The sequence below is a fragment of the Ruicaihuangia caeni genome, from assembly GCF_040536845.1.
Classification (GTDB): Bacteria; Actinomycetota; Actinomycetes; order Actinomycetales; family Microbacteriaceae; genus Ruicaihuangia; species Ruicaihuangia caeni.
Window position 1 is genome coordinate 1,857,773 of record NZ_CP159582.1, and the last position, 19,378, is coordinate 1,877,150.

Consider the following 19,378-nt stretch of genomic DNA (forward strand, 5'->3'; position numbering starts at 1 on the left):
ATCCGACCAGCCCTACACCGTCGGCTGGTGCGTCTCCACCGCGACCAAACGATGGTTCGGTGCTCCCACCGAGACGTGCATTGCGCAGAAGTCGCCAGTTCCAAGTGAGGAAGCGTGCCGAAGCTCATCCCCGAGCGCCGCGCCGGTGCGCGTGACCACATCGTGGACGATCTCGGGCAGCACCGGGCCGTGGCTGCACAGCACCGCCGACTCCTCGCGGTCGAACACGCGCCGCACGATATGCGGTACCCGTCCATTGCCATCGGCCCAGGCATCCTGGCTGAGCCCCGCCTTCTCCTTGGCGTCGAGGCCGACAAGCCGGGCGAGCGGCGCGATGGTCGCCACGCAGCGCGTCGCATCCGAAGTGACCAGGCGCTTGGGTCTGAACGCAGCGATGCCGTGAGCGACGCTGGCGGCCTGGTCGGCGCCCTTCTGGAGCAGTGGGCGGGTCGAGTCGGGGCCGTCCCACGCGTCTCGGGAGACGGCTTTGCCGTGCCTGAGCACGATGATGGCGAACGTGCGGTTGGTGCCGGCCTCGACACGATCGGCGAAGCGATCGAGCAGGTCGATGTCGTGCTCGTAGCTCAGGGATTCCCGGGCGAGGTCGATCGGCATCCACTCGAGTGATTCGATCTCGTCGTTCGAGACGAACGTCGAATTGCCGATCGCCGCTTCGCCGACCTCTGCGAGCCAGTAGTAGACGATCTTGGGCCGGCCGCTCGGCAGCGTGTACTCGATGGTGCCGAGTGGCGCGCCGAGCCCCACACACAGCCCGGTCTCTTCGGCGATCTCTCGAACCGCGCACTCGGGCAGCGTCTCGCCCGGCTCCAGCTTGCCCTTCGGGAACGAGACATCGCGATGCTGGGTGCGGCGCACGACGAGCACTTGCACCTCGTCTCCGACCGCCTTCCAGCACAACGCGCCCGCCGCGAGCACGGGCACGCCCGCGGCACCCGCGACCTCGGCACCGAGGCCGTCGCGAGAATCGCTCACCAGTGGTTCCCCCCGTGGCGGCGACTGCCGCCACCGCCTGAGGAAGGCCGCCGCAGCGATCGGCGTCGCATCAGCACGTCCTGCATATCGTCGAGAGTATCGCCGCTCGGGCCCCGGTTCTTGCGCGTCCAGGCGCCTTCCGAGTCGAGCCACCACGAAGCCGTGGTGTCGGCCATCGCCAGGTCGAACAGCGCGTCGATCTCGGCGAGGTGCTCCGGGGCGCTGAGGCGTACGAGCACTTCGACGCGGCGGTCGAGGTTCCGGTGCATCATGTCGGCGCTCCCGATGAACACCGCGGGATTGCCGTCGTTCTCGAACGAGAAGACCCGGGAGTGCTCGAGGTAGCGACCGAGCACCGAACGCACTCGAATGGTCTCGCTCAAACCTCGCACCCCCGGCTTGAGCGAGCAGATGCCACGCACCCACACGTCGATGGGCACGCCCGCCTGACTCGCGCGATACAGCGCGTCGATGATCGCCTCATCGACCATCGAGTTCACCTTGATGCGGATGCCGCTCGGCTTGCCCTCCCGCGCGTTCTGCTCCTCGGCGCGGATGCGTTTGAGCAGCCCGTTGCGAAGGTGCAGCGGCGCCACGAGCAGCCGTTTGAACTTCTTCTCGATGGCGTAGCCGCTCAGCTGATTGAACAGCCGCGTAACGTCTTTCCCCACTTGCGGGTCGGCGGTGAAGAGGCCGATGTCCTCGTACACCCGACTCGTCTTCGGGTTGTAGTTGCCGGTGCCGATGTGGCTGTAGTGCCGCAGTTCGTCGCCTTCGCGTCTGATGACGAGCGCGAGCTTGCAGTGCGTCTTGAGCCCGACGAGCCCGTACACCACGTGCACGCCGGCCTTCTCGAGCTTCCGCGCCCACCCGATGTTGTTGACCTCATCGAACCGCGCCTTCACCTCGACCAGCGCAAGCACGGCTTTGCCGGCCTCCGCGGCAGCGATCAGGGCATCGACGATGGGGCTGTCGCCGCTCGTGCGGTAGAGCGTCTGCTTGATGGCCAGCACGTCGGGGTCGGAGGCCGCTTGCTCGAGAAACGCCTGCACGCTCGTTGCGAATGATTCATACGGGTGGTGCACCAGGATGTCGCGTGAGCGGATCGCCGCGAAGACGTCGGCGCGCTCTGTCGGTTCGCCCGGAACGAGCTGCGCCGGGGTGACCGGCACGTGCTTCCGGTACTTCAGCGCCGGCCTGTCGATACGGCTGAGCTCGAAGAGCGCGCTCAAGTCGAGCGGTGCAGGAAGTCGGTAGACCTCCGCCTCTGTGACATCCAGCTCTTGCATGAGCAGCCGGAGGGTCACGTCATCCATGTCATCGGTGATCTCGAGGCGGATCGGCGGTCCGAACCGGCGCTTCAGAAGCTCTCGTTCGAGTGCCTGAATGAGGTTCTCCGACTCGTCCTCCTCGACCTCCACGTCTTCGTTCCGAGTGACGCGGAACTCGTGGTGCTCGAGGATCTCCATGCCGGGGAACAGCTCGTCGAGGTGGTTCGAGATGAAGTCCTCGAGTGCCAGGTAGCGCAACCGCCCGCTGCCGTCATCTGGAAGTCGTAGCAGCCGCGGCAGCACCGAGGGCACCTTCAACCGCGCGAACTCGACCTTGTCGCTGTTGGGGTTCCGCACCCGGACTGAGAGGTTGAGGCTGAGGCCCGAGATGTACGGGAACGGGTGCGCGGGGTCGACGGCAAGCGGCATGAGCACCGGGAAGATGCGGGTCGAGAAGACCTCGTCGAGCGCCGCGCGATCATCAGCATCGAGCTGCTGCCAGGTCTCGATCGCGATACCAGCTTCGGCAAGCTCGGGCACGAGCGCCCGGAACGCCGCCGCGTGGCGCTCCTGCAGCTCGTGCGCCTTGCGGCTGATGTCATCGAGCACCTGCCTCGGCGGGGTGCCGATATTCGTCGGAACCGCGATTCCGGTCATGATGCGGCGCTTCAGGCCCGCGACGCGCACCATGAAGAACTCGTCGAGGTTGCTTGCGAAGATCGCGAGGAAGTTCACCCGCTCGAGCAGTGGCACGGTCTCGTCCTCGGCCAATTCCAGCACGCGCTGATTGAACGCGAGCCAGCTCAACTCGCGGTCGAGGAACCGGTCGACCGGCAGGTCGTCGCCGTCGATCCAGGGCGGCAGCTCGTCGGTGTCGTCATCGAGACGATCGGTCGCAACCGATGGGTCGTCGAGGTTGCTCGTGCGCTCCATGCGCACATCCTGGCACCTTCAGGTTGCGAGACCGTTACGGGTTTCGCTCAGCGATCGGCATCGCGACGGTAGAGCACGTCCACGGTGTGATCGCGATACCCGAAGGCTCGGTACAGCCGCAGCGCAGGCTCGTTATCGGCCTCCACATACAGGTTCGAGCGGCGGATGCCGCGAGCCCGAAGCCGCGCCAAGCCGGCCTCCAGCAGGGCACGTCCCAGACCCCGTCCGCTTTCGCCAGGATCGACGCCGATCACATAGACCTCGCCGACCTCGCCCTGGTCGTCGCTGCCAAGCTTCAGCCAGCAGTAGCCGCGCATCCGGCCGCCGGCATCCCTGGCCACCAGGAAGTCGTCGGCGCCGTTCTCAGCGAGTCTCGGCGCGAGCGTCTCGACCGTGATGCGGCCCTGTTCGGGGTGGTCCGCGAACACCCGAGCGTTGAGGGCGACCCACTCCGCCTCGTCCTCGCCCTCGCGGAACAGATCGAACAGATACCCCTCCGGCGCCCGAGCGACGTTGGCTCCGACAACCTCTCGCTCACCAACGCGATCCGCGTCGTCGCGCTCCATCAGGTCGGCCATGAGCTGCAGCAGCACGCGGTCACGACGGAGGCCGTACCGCTCAGCGAGGGCGCGCGCGCCTGGATGGTCGCCGTGCGCCCAAGCAGAGAACGGTGTCTCGAGGATCGCATCGAGCAGTGCGGCGCCGTATCCCTTCTCGCGCTCTCGCGGGTCCACGGCGAACTCCGCCTCGAGCGCACCCGCCGCATCGCGACGCAGCATGGCCGCACCCACGGTTCGCCCGTCGGCCGAGAACCGTTCCACCTCGCTGATCTCGAGCATGCTCGCCTCGTTGAACGGTGCGGCGCCATCCGCGTCGGCCGCGCGGCGAGCGAGGTCGAGCAGCCATTGCTCGACCGTCGGGTCCGATCGCTGAAGCGTCTCGCGCTCAACCCGTTGCTGAGCCATCTGCTCCTCCTTCAGGGGCGACCATCTCGGTGACATTGAACCGGTAGCCAACGTTCCGCACCGTACCGATCAGTGACTCGAGGTCGCCGAGCTTCGCGCGCAATCGGCGCACATGCACATCAACGGTCCGCGTTCCGCCGAAGTAGTCGTAGCCCCACACCTCGCTGAGCAGTTGCTCCCGAGTGAATACGCGCGAGGGATTCGCTGCGAGAAACCGCAGCAGCTCGAACTCCTTGAAGGTGAGGTCGAGCGGCTCGCCGCGCACCTTGGCCGAGTAGCTCGTCTCATCGATCACCACACCGGACGCTTGAATGGGTTGCTTTCCACGCTCATGCGCGCGCGCCACGGCGAGGCGCAGCCTGGCGTCGAGTTCCCCCGGGCTCGCGGTGGTGAGCACCAGGTCGTCGAACTGCCAGTCGACTTGCACGGCGGCGAGAGCCGCCTCGCCGAATACGGCGAGCACTGCGGATGCCGATGCGGCAGCGCCCGCGACCTTGCACAGCACTTTCGCCCGCGGAAGATCGGCGCGCGCGTCGATCACCACGACATCATGCTCGGCGGCGTGGGGGAGTGAAGCAGTGTCCGCCGGCAGCGTGCGCACGGCGTGACCGAGCAGTTCGAGCGAGGGCAGCGGCGAGTCCGTGGCGTTGCTGAGCACGAGCACACGCGCCACGCCGACCCTCCTGACTTCGCGGGTGCCCAGTCTATTCGGCGCGTCGGCGCCGTTCGGTCGCGTGACGCTTGAGCACCTCGACGATCTCGATCAGACGCTCGAGGTCGTGCGGCGGCGCGTTTACGGCTTCTTGTGCGGCATCCGCCGCGCCGGGTGTCTTGGAGGGGTCAAGGGCCGAGCCGGTGAGCACCGAGTTGTAATAGAGGCCATCTCCGAGCAGGAGGATCGCCCAAGCAGTGGCGGCGTCGCCGACTTCGTCGAGGATCGCCTCGTACCACTGCCGTTGGCAGTGCAGCATCGCATCCCGTGCCGTCTTGACGGAACCCTGGACCAGGCGAGCGGTGGCCACCAGGGTGCGGTCGAGAGGGGAGTCGTCCTCAGCGGAGCCTCGCACGTAGTGCACGGCCGCTCCCTCGGGCGCTCGCCGCATCTCGGCGGCATCCGCGTCGGCGAGTTCGCGAAGCCTCTCCGTCAGAGCGCTGACGAGTGCGTCTTTGCTCCTGAAGTGATAGAGCAGGCCGCCCTTGGAAACTCCCGCCCGGGCCGCGACCGCGTCGAGCGTGGCGGCGCGTTCGCCGTCGTCGATCAGCAACTGCTGAAAGGCGACGATGATCTGCTCGCGCACCGGCGTCTCTGATCGGGCCATCGACGTCACTGTACCGGCTCGCGTTCCTCTGATCGCCTGGCGGTTCGCCTACTGTACCGTCCAGACGGTAAAGTGATGAGCGGGTGCTGAACTTTTGGCCGCGAGCGCACCCGCATCGACCATCGCGGCCTGTAGTCAGCATCAGGAGTCCCCGTGCGAACCCGCACCCGCCCCCGCACGCCCTCTACCCGAACTGCGACTGCGAACATGCCCGCGCTGCGCCGACCGGCACGGCGGTGGGCAGCGCTCGTCGTCTTGATGCTTCCGGTGCTGCTCGTTGCGATCGACAACACTGTGCTGAGCTTCGCGGTGCCGGCGATCACCTCGGCGGTACGTCCGGATGCCGCCCAACTGCTCTGGATCATCGACGTCTACCCTCTCGTGCTGGCGGGGTTGCTGGTCCCCATGGGGGCGCTGGGCGATCGCTTCGGCCGTCGGCGGCTGCTGCTCGTCGGCAGTGCCGGGTTCGCTGTGGTCTCCGGGCTCGCCGCGTTCTCCCCGGATGCCGGTTGGCTCATCGCGGCCCGCGCCTTGCTCGGATTCTTCGGTGCCATGCTCATGCCGGCCACGCTGTCGCTGCTGCGCAACATCTTCACCGATGCGGGCGAACGTCGGCTTGCGATCGCGATCTGGGCTTCCGGGTTCTCCGGCGGCGCCGCGCTCGGGCCGATCATCGGCGGGGTGCTGCTCGAGCACTTCTGGTGGGGCTCGATCTTTCTGCTCGCGGTGCCCTTGCTGCTGCCGCTTCTGATCGCCGGACCGCTGCTGCTGCCCGAGTCGCGCGACTCGACACCTGGCCCGGTCGATGTGGTCGGCATCCTGCTCGTGATCGCCGCCATGCTGGCCCTGGTGTGGGGCATCAAGTCTCTGGCGCAAGCGGGAGCCGCGGTTCCCGGCGCGCTGGCCTTGGTCGCGGCCGCCGTGCTCGGCACCGCGTTCGTGCGCCGGCAACGCCGCCGCCCGGTGCCGATGCTCGATATGCGGCTCTTCGCTGACCCCGTGTTCAGTGGCGCGGTCGCGGCGAACCTGCTCAGCGTGTTCTCACTGGTCGGGTTCCTGCTCTTCGCCTCCCAACACCTGCAATTGGTGAGCGGCCACAATCCGATCACGGCGGCCCTCGTACTGCTGCCCGGCTTCGCTGCGACCGTGCTGGCGGGTCTCGCGGTCGTTCCGCTCGCTCGTCGCATCCGACCGGTCACGGCAGTGGTCACGGGACTGGCGCTCAACGCCGCGGGCTACGGCACTGTGATGCTCGCCGGCATCCTGCATTCGGATTTCGCGCTCATGGTCGCCTTCACCGTGCTCGGAGTCGGCATCGGGCTGGCCGAGACCGTCTCGAACGATTTGATCCTCTCGAGCGTGCCTCCCTCGAAGGCGGGTGCCGCTTCGGCTGTCTCTGAGACGGCGTATGAGGTCGGCGCGGTGCTCGGCACGGCGGTGCTGGGCAGCATCCTCGCCGCCACGTTCAAAGCCGGGTTGCAGGTGCCGCCCGGTCTTTCTGCGTGGCAGGCGGATGCCGCTCGCCAGACGCTGGGCGGCGCGCTGGAGCTCGCGAACTCGCTGCCCCCTGGGCCCGCGCAGGCGCTGGTCGCCTCCGCTCGCGCAGCGTTCGACTCCGGCGTGCTCGTCACCGCCGGCATCGGGGTGGCGCTTGCGCTCGCGGCGGCGCTGATCGCCGGCCGGGCTCTGCGTTCAGCGCAGTGGCGTCGAGTCGATGTCGCCGGCGAAGACAGTGCCGCTCCTGCCAACACTGCTGTCACGCACGGGTCATAGGTGCTCGCCGATAGCATGGGCCCATGTCGTGGCGTCCGCTGAGCATCGTGCCCGTGTGGGTCGCAGTGGCGGCTGCCGTCGTGATTTGGGCGGTGCTGGCGCCCGCTTCGCTCTACCCGCTCGCGATCGTGTTGACCCTCGGCATCTCGGTGCTCGTGGTGTTCGCGGCGCAGCTCGCGCTGCAGCAGCAGGAAGGCTTCGTGCGGCGCACCGCGTTGGCGATCAGCGGCTGCGTGGTGATGCTGGCGATCGCGAGCGCCGTGCTCCTGCCCGGCTCGGGTTTAGGATAGGCAGCATGCTTCTGGCTCTCGAGATCCTCTTCACCGGCCTTCTGCTCGTGGCGAGCCTTGCCATCGCGTTCACGGCCGGCGTCGTCGTGTGGAACCTCTACCGGGGTCAGCGCTGAGCTGAGCGATCGTGTTCGACCTCGACGCGAGCACCCCTCCGGAGCTCGTTCCGCTCTCTTGGCTCATCGGAGTGTGGGAGGGCACCGGAGTCCTCGACTACCGTGTCGGCGATGACACCGTCTCTCACGAGTTCGGTCAGCGCGTCTCCTTCAGCCACGATGGCGGTTCCTGGCTGAACTACTCGTCCATCAGCTGGCTGCTCGACGATCCGTCCCGCTCGCCGCTCACCGCCGAGGCCGGGTACTGGCGGCTCCGGTATGAGCCGGCCGCGAACGACGCGGGGCCCGGGATGCTGCCTGGGACCGGCGCACGTCGGTTCGGCTCCGCCGAGGCGGTCGAGACGCTGCGCACCGACAACGGCTTCGAGATCGAAGCCTCGATCGTCCACCCAGATGGCGTCGACGAGCTCTACATCGGCCACGTGAACGGCCCACGAATCGATCTCGTCACCGACGCCGTCATGCGCTCATCGACGGCGAAGGAGTACACGGCGGCCACGCGCCTCTACGGTCTCGTCGAAAGCCACCTGCTCTGGGCCTGGGACATCGCCGCCCTCGGTCAGGACCTCCGCTCTCACGCCTCAGCCCGACTGGCCCGCACGGAGTGACGAACATGCTCGAGATCGGCCGCGATCACTTCGGCAGCCCCACCATCGAACAGCGCGAACTGCTGGCCGGACGCGCCATCGTCCCGCTCAACGACCGCGCCGTGATCTCGCTCACCGGCCCCGACCGGCTGACCTGGCTCGACTCGGTGACGTCGCAACAGCTCATCGGCCTGCGGCCGGGCGACAGCGCCGAGACCCTCCTGCTCGACCCCAACGGCCGCATCGAGCACGCCATGCGCGTGGTCGAGGATGGTGTCTCGCTGTGGCTGCTGGTCGATTCGGAGCAGGCCGCGCCGCTCGAGCAATGGCTCGGGCGCATGAAGTTCATGGCGCAGGTCGAGATCGCCGACCGCACGGCCGAGTTCGCGACGGTCGCGGCATTCGCCGACGGCCTCATCGAACCCGCTGCGCCGAATGACGTCCCGCTCGTCTGGAACGACCCCTGGCGGGAGATCGTCTCCGGCGGTTGGCAGTACGCCTCCGCTCAAGAGCACCCCGGGCTCCACTGGACCTACCGCGAAGTGCTCGTCGAGCGCGACGCACTTTCGTCGATCCCCGCTGAGCGGCTCGCGGGAACTCTCGCGCTCGAGGCGCTTCGCATCGCTGCTTGGCGGCCTCGGCTCGCGACCGAGGGCGACGAGCGGTCGATTCCTCACGAGCTCGACTGGCTCCGCAGCGCCGTGCACCTGGCGAAGGGCTGCTACCGCGGGCAGGAGACCGTCGCCAAGGTCCACAACCTCGGCCGTCCGCCGCGACGATTGGTGCTGCTGCATCTCGACGGCTCGGATTCGGTGCTGCCGGTGCACGGCGACGAGGTGGAGCTCGACGACAAGGTCGTCGGTGCGGTGACGAGCGCCGCGATGCACCACGAGCTCGGGCCCATCGCCCTCGCGCTCGTGCGTAGGAACGTGCCGACGGATGCCGCGCTCGCCGTGCGCTCCGAAGGGATCGCGGTCGCCGCGGCACAAGAGGTCATCGTGCCGCCCACCGCCGGGGCGACAGCCGGTGTGCCGCGCTTGCCTCGCCTGGGCGGCGTGCAGCGCTGAGTCCGCTTCAGCGCCGCTGAGTTCGTTGCTGAGTTCGTTTCAGCGCCGCGTCGCAGCGGTCTCGGCTGGCCCGACCGGCACCCCCATAGCCCGGCTCGCAATAGGCTTGCAGCATGACGTCGACCCTCATCCTGTTGCGCCATGGGCAGTCCGATTGGAACGAGAAGAACCTGTTCACCGGTTGGGTCGATGTGCGACTCACCGAGCAGGGCGAGCGTGAGGCCCGCCGAGCGGGCGAGCTGCTCGCCGAGTCGGGGCTCAAGCCGCACGTGTCGTACACGAGCGTGCTGAGTCGAGCGATCCAGACGGCGAACCTTGCGCTCGACACCGCCGATCGGCTGTGGATTCCCGTCAAGCGCAGCTGGCGTCTCAACGAACGCCACTACGGGGCGCTCCAGGGCAAGGACAAGGCGCAGACCCTCGAGGAGTTCGGCGAGGAGCTCTTCATGACGTGGCGTCGTTCGTTCGACGTGCCGCCGCCGCCCCTCGCCGACGACTCCGAGTGGAGCCAGGTCGGCGACGAGCGCTACGACGGTCTCGGCGACGAGATGCCCCGCACTGAGAGCCTCAAGCTCGTCATCGACCGGCTGCTGCCGTACTGGCAGAGCGAGATCACGGCCGACTTGGCCGGCGGTCGCACCGTGCTGGTGACGGCACACGGGAACTCCCTGCGCGCGCTCGTCAAGCACTTGGACGGCATCTCCGACGAAGACATCGCGGGTCTGAACATCCCGACCGGCATTCCGCTCGTGTACGAACTGGGCGAGGACTTCATGCCCGTCAAACCGGGGGAGTACCTCGACCCCGAGGCCGCGGCAGCCGGTGCGGCAGCCGTGGCTGCGCAGGGCAAGCGCTAAGAGACGGATGCCTCGCGGGTGCCGAGACAGCACCCGGCGGTTGCGCTGCCGGCGACGGTCAAGAGCGACCGTCGCCGGCAGCGCGTCAGTCGTCGATCGTCTCGGGCACCCAATCGCCGGTCGCGAGGTAGAGCACCTTCTTCGCGATCGACACCGCGTGGTCGCCGAAGCGCTCGTGGTAGCGCGACGCGAGCGTCGTGTCGACCGTGACCGCGGCATCCTGGTCCCAGTCCTCTCCGAGCACCCGCTCGAACACGCTGTGGTGCAGTTCGTCGAGGCGGTCGTCCTCAGCTCGGATCGAGTCGGCCAGGCGCGGGTCGGTCGTGCGGAGCAGTTCCACGACCTGACGAGCGACCTCGATGTCGTGGGCCGCCATCTCGTCGAACGTCGGCCGCAGCTCGCGAGGCACGACCTTCTCAGGGAAGCGGAAGCGTGCGAGCTGTGCGATATGCGCCGCGATGTCGCCCATACGCTCGAGTGATGCAGAAATGCGGAGGGCGCTCACGACGATGCGGAGGTCACGCGCCACAGGCTGCTGACGCGCCAGGATGTTGATCGCCAACTCGTCGAGCGCGACCGTCAACTGGTCCAGCTTCTCGTCGTCGGCGATCACCTGCTCGGCAAGCGACACGTTCGACGTGCGGAACGCCTCGCTCGCGCGCGTGATCGCGCTCACCACCAGCTCAGCACTCTCGACGAGACGGTCTTGAACATCGTGCAGTTCCTGCTGGAACACTAGGCGCATATGGTGCTTCCCTCCTCCGAGCCGGTCGGCTCCCCACCGAACCTCAGCAACAGTGGCCGCGCTTGGTGAACTTGGCGTGTACCGCACGTGAACACCTCGTGACGGCCGCGCCAATGCGATCGTCCCCGGCCATTTCGCTTGGCTGTCAACACTACTCTTGTGGCTATGAGTCCCGCGCTCTTGGTGCCGTTGGCGCTGCTGTTCGGAATCCTCGTGGGCGCTGGATTCGTCATGATCGTCGTCGCCTCCGCCCGTCAGGGGCGTCATGCCGCCTCCGTGGTGAACTCGGTGGTGCCCGACGGCGTCGACCAGGTGCTCGACGTGCTCGAGTCGGTGGGAGTCGTCGTCGACGCGTCGAACACCGTCATCAAGGCCTCACCCGGAGCGCTCGCGCTGGGGCTGGTGTCGCATCAGAGCCTGAGCAACGCCGAGATCGTGCGCATGGTCGACGAGGTGAGGCGCTCGGGTGAGACGCAGACCCGCGAGCTCGAGGTGCCGCGAGGGCCGTTCAGTCAGGCGCACAGCTCTCTTCGCGTTCGAGTCGCGCGGCTTGGAACCCGCTACGTGCTCGTGCTCGCACAGGACCTGACCGATGCGATCCGCCTGGAAGAGGTGCGTCGCGACTTCGTTGCGAACATCAGTCACGAGCTGAAGACGCCCATCGGTGCGGTCACGGTGCTCGCTGACGCGATCGAGGCGGCACGGGACGACCCCGAGCAGGTCTCGCGCTTCGCACGCCGGCTGGGCAAGGAGTCTGAGCGCCTCGCACGGATCACCCGCGAGATCATCGACCTCTCGCGCCTGCAGGCCGGCGAGGCCCTCGCCGAACGAGTGCTGATCGAGGTCGACCACATCGTCGCGGTCGCGATCGATCAGAACCAGGTCGCTGCCGAGTCGCGCGGCATCCGCTTGATCAGCCGAGGGGATGCCGGGGCCGAAGTGTACGGCGACGAACCCGCGCTCGTGATGGCCGTGCAGAACCTGATCTCCAATGCGATCCAGCACTCGCCCGACCAGTCGCATGTCGGCATCGGCGTCTCGCTCCGTGAGGATGCGGTCGAGATCGCCGTCACCGACCAGGGTGTGGGCATCCCCGAGGAGGAGCGCGAGCGCGTGTTCGAGCGGTTCTACCGCGTCGACCCCGCCCGCAGCCGCAACACGGGCGGCACGGGCCTCGGGCTCAGCATCGTGAAGCACGTCGCACAGAACCACGGCGGCGAGGTGAAGGTGTGGTCGCAGCTCGGGCGCGGCTCGACCTTCACCATGCGACTGCCTCGGGCTGAGGCCGCCCCGGAGATCGAAATCGGAGAACGAACGGCATGACCCGCATCCTCATCGTCGAAGACGAGCCCTCGCTGAGCGAGCCGCTCGCGTACCTGCTGGAGCGCGAGGGCTACCAAACAGCGATCGCGGAGGATGGGCCGGCCGGGCTCGCGGAGTTCAATCGGGGCGGTGTCGACCTCGTGCTGCTCGATCTGATGCTGCCGGGGATGCCCGGCACCGACGTCTGCCGCGAGATCCGTGCGGTCTCGACCGTGCCGATCATCATGCTGACCGCGAAGGACAGCGAGGTCGATATCGTCGTCGGGCTCGAGCTGGGCGCCGACGACTACGTCACGAAGCCCTACTCGGCGCGCGAACTGCTCGCTCGCATCCGAGCGGTGCTGCGCCGGCACATCGACACCGACGATCTAGCGGAGCCCATTCTCGAAGCGGGCGATGTGCGGATGGATGTCGAGCGGCACAGCGTCTCCGTGAGGGGCGAGGAGATCGCCATGCCGCTCAAGGAGTTCGAGCTGCTGGAAGTGCTGCTGCGCAACGCGGGGCGCGTGCTCACGCGCGGGCAGCTCATCGATCGCGTCTGGGGCCCCGACTACTTCGGCGACACCAAGACGCTCGACGTGCACATCAAACGGTTGCGCTCGAAGATCGAGCGCACACCGTCGGAGCCCGAGCTGCTGGTCACGGTGCGAGGGCTGGGCTACCGCATCGAGGCGCTCTGACGGGCCCTCCGGCCCCAGGCGATATCCGCTGGTGAACGAAGAACGGCGCCCCTCGGGGCGCCGTTCTTCGTGATGCCTGGTGCTGCGGTGCGATCCGCGACCCGGCGGTTCGGATCAGGAGTTCGACTCGGGCAGGAAGGCCTCGTACTCGGGGAGGCTGCCGTCGAGCAGCGGAACCTGGAGCTCGGAGCCGCTCTCCTCGGAACCGTACTGCGCGTAGATGGGCACGATGCTTCCGAGTTTCGCGTCGACCCCGCTCATGACGAGGGTCTCGTCGATGCCGAGCCGCACCGACTGGCCGGGCGCGACGCGCACACTCTCGGTCACGGCAGGAGCGTCGACGGCCTGGAAGCGGACCGTCACGGCGCTGTCGCCGTCGTTGTAGACCGATCCCACCAGGGCGAGGTCGGTGCCGTCCGAGCTGAGCGCCAGGATGTTGAGCAGTCGCACATCGCCGACCGTGCCGTTCACGCCGTCGCTCGCGCTGTAGTTCTTGGTGGTGGCCTGGGGCGTGAGGAACCCGCATCCCGATAGGCCGATCGCCAGCACTCCTGCTGCGGCAATCGATGCTGCAGCGCGCTTGAACGTGGCACCGTGGCTCACTGTGACCTCCAGTAGCGAGTGGAAACGCGGGAAAAACCCAGTTGGAGACTAGCGTAACGGTGCCATCGGGCCGCCGTGGTTAGGGCAGCCTAAGTGAGAGTCCGCTGTGGTAAACTCGATCGTCTTCGAAAGGACTATAATCCATGCTTTTTGAGGTTGGCGAGACAGTTGTCTACCCACACCACGGTGCCGCGACGATCACAGAAGTCAAGACCAGGGTCATCAAAGGCGAGGAGAAGACCTACCTCAAGCTGAACGTCGCCCAGGGCGATCTGACGATCGAGGTGCCCGCTGAGAACGTCGACCTCGTGGGCGTGCGCGATGTGATCGGCAAGGAAGGGCTCGACAAGGTGTTCGAGGTGCTCCGCGCTCCGTTCACCGAAGAGCCTACCAACTGGTCGCGTCGGTACAAGGCGAACCTCGAGAAGCTCGCTTCGGGCGATGTCATCAAGGTCTCCGAGGTCGTGCGCGACCTCTGGCGCCGCGACCAGGATCGCGGATTGTCTGCTGGCGAGAAGCGCATGCTGGCGAAGGCGCGCCAGATCCTGATCTCCGAGCTCGCGCTGGCGGAGAAGACCGACGAAGAGCAGGCATCGACCGTGCTCGACCAGGTGCTCGCCTCCTGACGCTCCCGAGCTGAACGGCCCGTTTCGACCGGCGTGCTGATTCGGCGCGCCGGTGTCGGAGCGCGGTCGTTAGCATCGCAAGCATGGTCGACACCCGCGCCCGGCAGTCCCGGCATCCGGTCTCCGTCATCGTCGTCGCCGCGGGCAGCGGCACGCGGCTCGGAGCCGGCGTACCCAAGGCATTCGCCGAGGTCGCGGGCGAACCGATGCTCACCCGGGCGCTGCGCGCCATCACCGGCATGCGCGGTGAGGTGCGCACCGTCGTGGTCGTGCCGACGCAGCTCCTGCAGACCGCGGCGGATATCGCCCTGCGCGCCGGGCTGGATCGCGATTCCGTGGCGGTCGTCGAAGGAGGAGCAACGCGCCAGGCCTCCGTCGCGGCAGGGCTCTCCGCGGTCGACCCTGCAAGCGACGTCGTTCTCGTGCACGACGCTGCCAGGGCTCTCACGCCGGCCGTGGTGTTCGACCGCGTGGTCGCCGAGGTTCGCGCGAGCGGCGCGGGGGTCGTGCCTGCGCTTCCCGTGATCGACACGATCAAACGGGTCGATTCGGGCGGCAGCGTGCTCGGTCAGGTCGACCGGTCGCAACTGGCGGCCGCGCAGACTCCCCAGGGGTTCCCGCTCATGCCGCTCATCGAGGCCTACTCGACGGTCGATGGCGAGCACACCGATGACGCGTCGCTCTTCGCCGCGGCGGGGCGTCCGGTACGCACGGTGCAAGGCGACGCACTCGCCTTCAAGATCACGACCCCTGCCGACCTCGCCCGGGCCGAGCGTGTGGTCGCAGGGAACGGAGAGGAACGGATGCCGGAACTGCCGCGCACCGGGGTCGGCATCGACGTCCACGCCTACGACGAGGCGGCGCCTCTGTGGCTCGGCGCCCTGCACTGGCCGGGAGAGGTGGGTCTCGCCGGACACAGCGATGGAGACGCGATCTCGCATGCCATCTGCGATGCCCTGTTGAGCGCCGCGTCACTCGGTGATCTCGGCTCGGTGTTCGGCACTTCCGATCCAGCACTCGTCGGCGCTCACGGCGACGTGTTCATCGGCCGGACGATCGCCCTGCTCGCCGACGCCGGCTTCCGCGTGGGGAACGTGGCCGTGCAGGTGGTCGCGCGGCATCCGCGAGTCGGCAGTCGGCGCGAGGAACTGCAGGCCCGCCTCGGAGCACTGGTCGGCGCGCCTGTCAGCGTCTCGGCCACCACGAGTGACGGGCTCGGGTTCACGGGCCGGGGCGAGGGTGTGACTGCGGTCGCGACTGCGTTGATCGTGCGTGTGCCCGCCGTGCCCGCCGTGCCCGGCTGAGAGAGCGCCCACCCGGTCGACCTCGGCAGTGTCGCTACGTGCCGGGCACGGCCAGACGCACGCTCAGCGTCGCCGGGTGCCACCACCACGCTCGCCGCCATTCGCGGTCGCAGGTTCACCGCTCAGCGCCTCGGTACTCTTGGGGAGTGACCGTGCGACTCTACGACTCCAGGAGACAGGCGCTCGTCGACTTCGAACCGCGCGAGCCGGGCAAGGTCGGCATGTACGTCTGTGGTCCTACTGTGCAGTCGTCGCCTCACATCGGCCACCTCCGGAGCGCTCTCGTCTACGACCTCTGGCGTCGGTGGTTCACGCACCGCGGCCTCGAAGTCATGCTCGTGCGCAATGTCACCGACATCGACGACAAGATCCTGGTGAACGCCGAGGGCAGCACGGAGGAGTGGTTCGCGCTCGCATACCGCTTCGAGCTCGAGTTCACCGCCGGCTACAACAGGCTGCGCATCCAGCCGCCGACCTACGAGCCGCGCGCGACCGCCAGCATCCAGCAGATGCAGGAGATCATCCAGCGGCTCATCGACCGCGGTCACGCCTACGTCGCTGACGACGGCACCGGCGACGTCTACTTCGATGTAGGCACCTGGCCGCCGTACGGAGAGCTCACTCGGCAGCGTCCCGACGACATGGCGGCCTCACCGGATGCCGATACCCGTGGCAAGCGCGACCCCCGCGACTTCGCACTGTGGAAGGGGCACAAGCCGAACGAGCCTGAATCGGCGTCATGGGCGTCGCCATGGGGCGAGGGGCGACCGGGCTGGCATATCGAGTGCTCGGCGATGTCGCGCCGATACCTCGGTCCGGAATTCGACATCCACGGCGGCGGCCTCGACCTGCGCTTCCCGCATCATGAGAACGAGCTCGCGCAATCGACGGCGGCCGGCGACGCCTTCGCGCGCCACTGGGTGCATAACGGCCTGGTGAACGTGAACGGCCAGAAGATGTCGAAGTCCCTCGGGAATTCGATCTACGCCTCAGAGCTGCTGGACCTCGCACCGCCGATCGTCGTGCGCTACTTCCTCGGCGCTGCCCACTACCGGTCTACCGTCGACTACCACGACGGTGCCCTGCAAGAAGCGCGGGCGGCGCTCGAACGCATCGAAGTGTTCCTCACCCGGGCCGAGCGGCGCCTGACCGGCACGCGATTCGCGGCCGACACGGTGCTCGTCGTGCCAGACGAGTTCGCCGCCGCAATGGACGACGATCTTTCGGTGCCCGAGGCGCTCGCCGTGCTGCATGACCGGGTGCGCGCAGGAAACGCCGCACTCGACGACGAGGACCTCGTCGTCGCTGCCGCCGCGAGGGGCGAGGTGATCGCCATGACCGATGTGCTCGGCATCAACCCGCACGCACCGGAGTGGCAGGAGGCCGCGGGCAGCGATGGCGCCCGCGCGCTCGACGCCCTCGTGCAGCAACTGCTCGATGACCGGCAGCGCGCACGCGCGGCGAAGGATTTCGCAGCCGCAGACCGCATTCGCGACGCCCTCGCGGTCGCCGGCATCGCGATCGAAGACACCCCGACCGGATCGCACTGGAGAATCGATGGCTAAGCCAGGGCGCCCAGGCGCCAGCAAGAAGAAGCGCAAGGCCGTCGGCTCCGGCGGACAAGGCAAGCAGGCCCTCGAGGGCCGCGGCCCGACGCCGAAGGCCGAGGATCGCACTTGGCATCCCGCCGGCAAGCGAAAGGCCGCCCAGGAGCGGCTCGAGTCCGCCCGGGCACGGCACGGCAGGCAACCCGGGAGAGTGGATGCCGCGGCCAAGCCGCGCCCCAAGCGCTCGGCCGACGAGAGCGAGCTCATCACCGGCCGCAACTCGGTCGTCGAAGCGCTCCGCGCGCGGATTCCCGCGTCGACGCTGTATCTCGCATCGCGCCTGGAGATGGACGACCGCGTCAAGGAGATCATCGGCGCGGCGACGCAGCGCGGCATCCCGATCCTTGAGGTGATGCGTCCCGAACTCGACCGCATCACCGGGCCCGATTCAGTGCACCAGGGCATCGCGCTCAAGGTGCCGCCCTACGAGTACCAGCATCCGCTCGACCTGCTCGAGTCGGTCATCGCGCGCGGGGGCAAGCCGCTCTTCGTCGCGCTCGACGGCGTGACCGACCCGCGCAATGTCGGAGCGATCGTGCGTTCGACCGCCGCGTTCGGCGGACAGGGCGTGATCGTTCCCCAGCGACGCTCGGCGGGAATGACGGCCTCCGCGTGGAAGACGTCGGCGGGCGCCGCGGCGCGCATCCCGGTGGCGATGGCCTCGAACCTGACGCAGACGCTCAAGGCGTTCAAGGAGCGGGGCGTGTTCGTGCTCGGGCTGGACGCGGGTGGTGATGTCATGCTGCCCGGTCTCGAGTTCGCTGACCGGCCGGTGGTGCTCGTCGCCGGCAGCGAGGGCAAGGGCCTCTCTCGTCTCGTCACCGAGACCTGCGACGCCGTGGTCTCGATCCCGATCAGTTCGGCGACCGAGTCGCTGAACGCGGGGATCGCGGCATCCGTCGCCCTGTACGAGGTCTCGCGCCTGCGCGCCGAAGCAGCGGGGTAGAGACGCCGCCGCTGAGACGCGCGGGCTGAGCGGCCATCGTGACCCGACCCGCATCGCACAGTCAGTCGGGACGTCGGTCGCGAAGAGGTCAGACCTTCGAGCGCCAATCGGCATCGGGCTCGTCGACGATGTCGATCGGCAGGGTGATCGCGCCGGTCGGCGGGTTGTACATCGCCGCCTCATCGCGGCGGTGCCGCAGCACGCTGTCGAGATAGCTGGTCAGCGCCTCGGCGAGCGGCACGTCGCGGTCCTGCTGCTGCGAGAGGAACCAGCGATGGTCGAGCAGCTGGTGGAACAGCTCGGCGGGCTCGAGCTTGCCGCGCAGCTCGCGGGGCACCGCGTTCACCACGGGTTCGAACACCCGCTCAACCCACTCATGCGCAAGCTGCTCGGGGTCGTCGCCCGCAGCCGGATGCCGGGCGAGATACGCGTCGAGGTCGTTGAGCAGGCGGCGCGCCTGGTTCTCCTGGGCGTCGATCCCGGTCAACTGCAGCAACCGGCGAGAGTGATGGCCGGCGTCGACGACCTTGGGCTGGATGTGCACGGTGGAGCCCGACTCGTCGGTGTGGATCGACAGCTCCTCGATGTCGAATCCCAGCGCGTTCAGGCGCTGCACGCGGGCATTGATGCGCCACCGCTCCGACTGCTCGAACTGCTCAGGTCCCGTGAGCTCGTTCCACAGCGACCGGTACTGCGACACGATGCCGTGGCTGGTCTCGATCGGGTCGATGTCGTCGTCGAGCCTTCCACCCGCCTGCAGATCGAGCAGCTCACCGGCGATGTTGACCTGCGCGATCTCGAGATCGTGCTCTCGCTGCCCTGCGCTGAGGCCGTGCTCGTGGAACTCGCCGGTCTCGGCATCCACCAGGTACGCGGCGAACGCACCGGCGTCGCGACGGAACAGGGTGTTCGACAGCGACACGTCGCCCCAGAAGAACCCGACGATGTGCAGGCGCACGAGCAGCAGGGCCAGCGCGTCGACCAGGCGGACCGCGGTGTCGGGCCGGAGCGTGCGCGAGAACAGTGCGCGGTACGGCATCGAGAAGCGCAGATGCCGGGTGACCAGCACCGGCTCGAGCGCTTCGCCGTCGGATTGTGTGCGGCCGACGATCACCGCGACAGGATCGACGCAGGGGATGCCGAGCCGCTGCAGCGTGCGCAACAGCTCATACTCGCTGCGAGCGAGCTCGGCGAGCGTCTCCTTCACCGCCACGACCTCGCCGCCGAGGTGCACGAAGCGCACCAGGTGCCGAGAGATTCCCTTCGGCAGCGCGGCGATGGTGTCGTTCGGCCACAGTTCGAGCGGCACGTCCCAGGGGAGGTCGAGCAGGGCCGGATCGGGCGTGGCCGCGGTGACCGAGAGCGCGCTCATG

Annotated in this window: 19 protein-coding genes; 11 read left to right on the forward strand and 8 right to left on the reverse strand. The window is 68.0% G+C overall.

Going from position 1 to position 19,378, the window contains the following annotated elements:
• Positions 1-12: 12 nt before the first annotated feature.
• The 5 genes from ABV606_RS08630 to ABV606_RS08650 are packed head-to-tail and all read right to left on the reverse strand — an operon-like array spanning position 13 to position 5,481.
• Positions 13-993: an NUDIX hydrolase gene (locus ABV606_RS08630; protein ID WP_281488510.1), complete on the reverse strand. Its 981-nt coding sequence runs from the start codon at positions 991-993 to the stop codon at positions 13-15.
• Complete coding sequence (locus ABV606_RS08635) at positions 990-3,197, reverse strand: RNA degradosome polyphosphate kinase (RefSeq protein ID WP_353987397.1); 2,208 nt, start codon at positions 3,195-3,197, stop codon at positions 990-992. Before ABV606_RS08635 ends, ABV606_RS08630 begins: the two co-directional genes overlap by 4 nt.
• A 47-nt stretch (positions 3,198-3,244) precedes the next feature.
• A complete protein-coding gene (gene mshD, locus ABV606_RS08640) occupies positions 3,245-4,162 on the reverse strand; it encodes a mycothiol synthase (RefSeq protein WP_353987398.1) in 918 nt (305 codons plus the stop codon).
• Positions 4,143-4,835, reverse strand: coding sequence for a winged helix-turn-helix domain-containing protein (locus tag ABV606_RS08645; protein ID WP_281488513.1), 693 nt, complete (start codon positions 4,833-4,835; stop codon positions 4,143-4,145). The genes mshD and ABV606_RS08645 overlap by 20 nt, the downstream gene beginning before the upstream one ends.
• A 31-nt stretch (positions 4,836-4,866) precedes the next feature.
• Entirely contained in the window at positions 4,867-5,481 is a 615-nt protein-coding gene (locus ABV606_RS08650; RefSeq protein WP_353987399.1) for a TetR/AcrR family transcriptional regulator, read from the reverse strand.
• A gap of 207 nt (positions 5,482-5,688) precedes the next feature.
• Here ABV606_RS08650 and ABV606_RS08655 point away from each other — a divergent pair, with 207 nt between their 5' ends.
• From ABV606_RS08655 to ABV606_RS08675, 5 genes are all read left to right on the forward strand, one after another.
• Positions 5,689-7,254 carry an MFS transporter gene (locus ABV606_RS08655; protein ID WP_353987400.1) on the forward strand — a complete coding sequence of 522 codons (1,566 nt, stop codon included), beginning with the start codon at positions 5,689-5,691 and terminating at the stop codon, positions 7,252-7,254.
• A 23-nt stretch (positions 7,255-7,277) separates the two neighbouring features.
• A complete protein-coding gene (locus tag ABV606_RS08660) occupies positions 7,278-7,544 on the forward strand; it encodes a hypothetical protein (protein WP_281488516.1) in 267 nt (88 codons plus the stop codon).
• 127 nt (positions 7,545-7,671) lie between these two features.
• The gene (locus tag ABV606_RS08665; RefSeq protein ID WP_353987401.1) at positions 7,672-8,268 is read left to right on the forward strand and encodes an FABP family protein; all 597 of its coding nucleotides are present in this window, start codon (positions 7,672-7,674) and stop codon (positions 8,266-8,268) included.
• Between the two features lie 5 nt (positions 8,269-8,273).
• A complete protein-coding gene (locus ABV606_RS08670) occupies positions 8,274-9,314 on the forward strand; it encodes a CAF17-like 4Fe-4S cluster assembly/insertion protein YgfZ (RefSeq protein WP_353987402.1) in 1,041 nt (346 codons plus the stop codon).
• A 113-nt stretch (positions 9,315-9,427) separates the two neighbouring features.
• On the forward strand, positions 9,428-10,171 hold the full coding sequence (locus ABV606_RS08675) for a phosphoglyceromutase (RefSeq protein WP_281488519.1): 744 nt from the start codon (positions 9,428-9,430) through the stop codon (positions 10,169-10,171).
• An 85-nt stretch (positions 10,172-10,256) separates the two neighbouring features.
• Here ABV606_RS08675 and phoU read toward each other — a convergent pair whose 3' ends face one another.
• Positions 10,257-10,916, reverse strand: coding sequence for a phosphate signaling complex protein PhoU (gene phoU, locus ABV606_RS08680; RefSeq protein ID WP_281488520.1), 660 nt, complete (start codon positions 10,914-10,916; stop codon positions 10,257-10,259).
• A gap of 165 nt (positions 10,917-11,081) precedes the next feature.
• On the opposite strand from phoU, the gene ABV606_RS08685 reads away from it, so the two are divergent.
• Together ABV606_RS08685 and ABV606_RS08690 are read left to right on the forward strand one after the other, a co-directional pair.
• Positions 11,082-12,239, forward strand: coding sequence for a sensor histidine kinase (locus tag ABV606_RS08685; protein ID WP_353987403.1), 1,158 nt, complete (start codon positions 11,082-11,084; stop codon positions 12,237-12,239).
• Complete coding sequence (locus ABV606_RS08690; protein WP_353987404.1) at positions 12,236-12,919, forward strand: response regulator transcription factor; 684 nt, start codon at positions 12,236-12,238, stop codon at positions 12,917-12,919. The genes ABV606_RS08685 and ABV606_RS08690 overlap by 4 nt, the downstream gene beginning before the upstream one ends.
• Before the next feature lie 114 nt (positions 12,920-13,033).
• Here the strand turns inward: ABV606_RS08690 and ABV606_RS08695 are convergent, their stop codons facing one another.
• On the reverse strand, positions 13,034-13,522 hold the full coding sequence (locus ABV606_RS08695; RefSeq protein ID WP_353987405.1) for a hypothetical protein: 489 nt from the start codon (positions 13,520-13,522) through the stop codon (positions 13,034-13,036).
• Between the two features lie 143 nt (positions 13,523-13,665).
• On the opposite strand from ABV606_RS08695, the gene ABV606_RS08700 reads away from it, so the two are divergent.
• The 4 genes from ABV606_RS08700 (at position 13,666) to rlmB (ending at position 18,005) form a co-directional block, all read left to right on the forward strand.
• Positions 13,666-14,148 (forward strand): CarD family transcriptional regulator, encoded by a 483-nt coding sequence (locus tag ABV606_RS08700; protein WP_281488524.1) that lies wholly within the window; start codon positions 13,666-13,668, stop codon positions 14,146-14,148.
• A gap of 83 nt (positions 14,149-14,231) precedes the next feature.
• Complete coding sequence (gene ispD / locus ABV606_RS08705) at positions 14,232-15,452, forward strand: 2-C-methyl-D-erythritol 4-phosphate cytidylyltransferase (RefSeq protein WP_353987406.1); 1,221 nt, start codon at positions 14,232-14,234, stop codon at positions 15,450-15,452.
• Positions 15,453-15,598: 146 nt separating this feature from the next.
• Positions 15,599-17,017: a cysteine--tRNA ligase gene (gene cysS / locus ABV606_RS08710; protein ID WP_353987407.1), complete on the forward strand. Its 1,419-nt coding sequence runs from the start codon at positions 15,599-15,601 to the stop codon at positions 17,015-17,017.
• Positions 17,010-18,005: a 23S rRNA (guanosine(2251)-2'-O)-methyltransferase RlmB gene (rlmB, locus tag ABV606_RS08715; protein ID WP_353987408.1), complete on the forward strand. Its 996-nt coding sequence runs from the start codon at positions 17,010-17,012 to the stop codon at positions 18,003-18,005. The genes cysS and rlmB overlap by 8 nt, the downstream gene beginning before the upstream one ends.
• Before the next feature lie 88 nt (positions 18,006-18,093).
• Here the strand turns inward: rlmB and ABV606_RS08720 are convergent, their stop codons facing one another.
• Positions 18,094-19,377 carry a DUF4032 domain-containing protein gene (locus ABV606_RS08720; RefSeq protein WP_353987409.1) on the reverse strand — a complete coding sequence of 428 codons (1,284 nt, stop codon included), beginning with the start codon at positions 19,375-19,377 and terminating at the stop codon, positions 18,094-18,096.
• Between the last annotated feature and the right edge of the window lies 1 nt (position 19,378).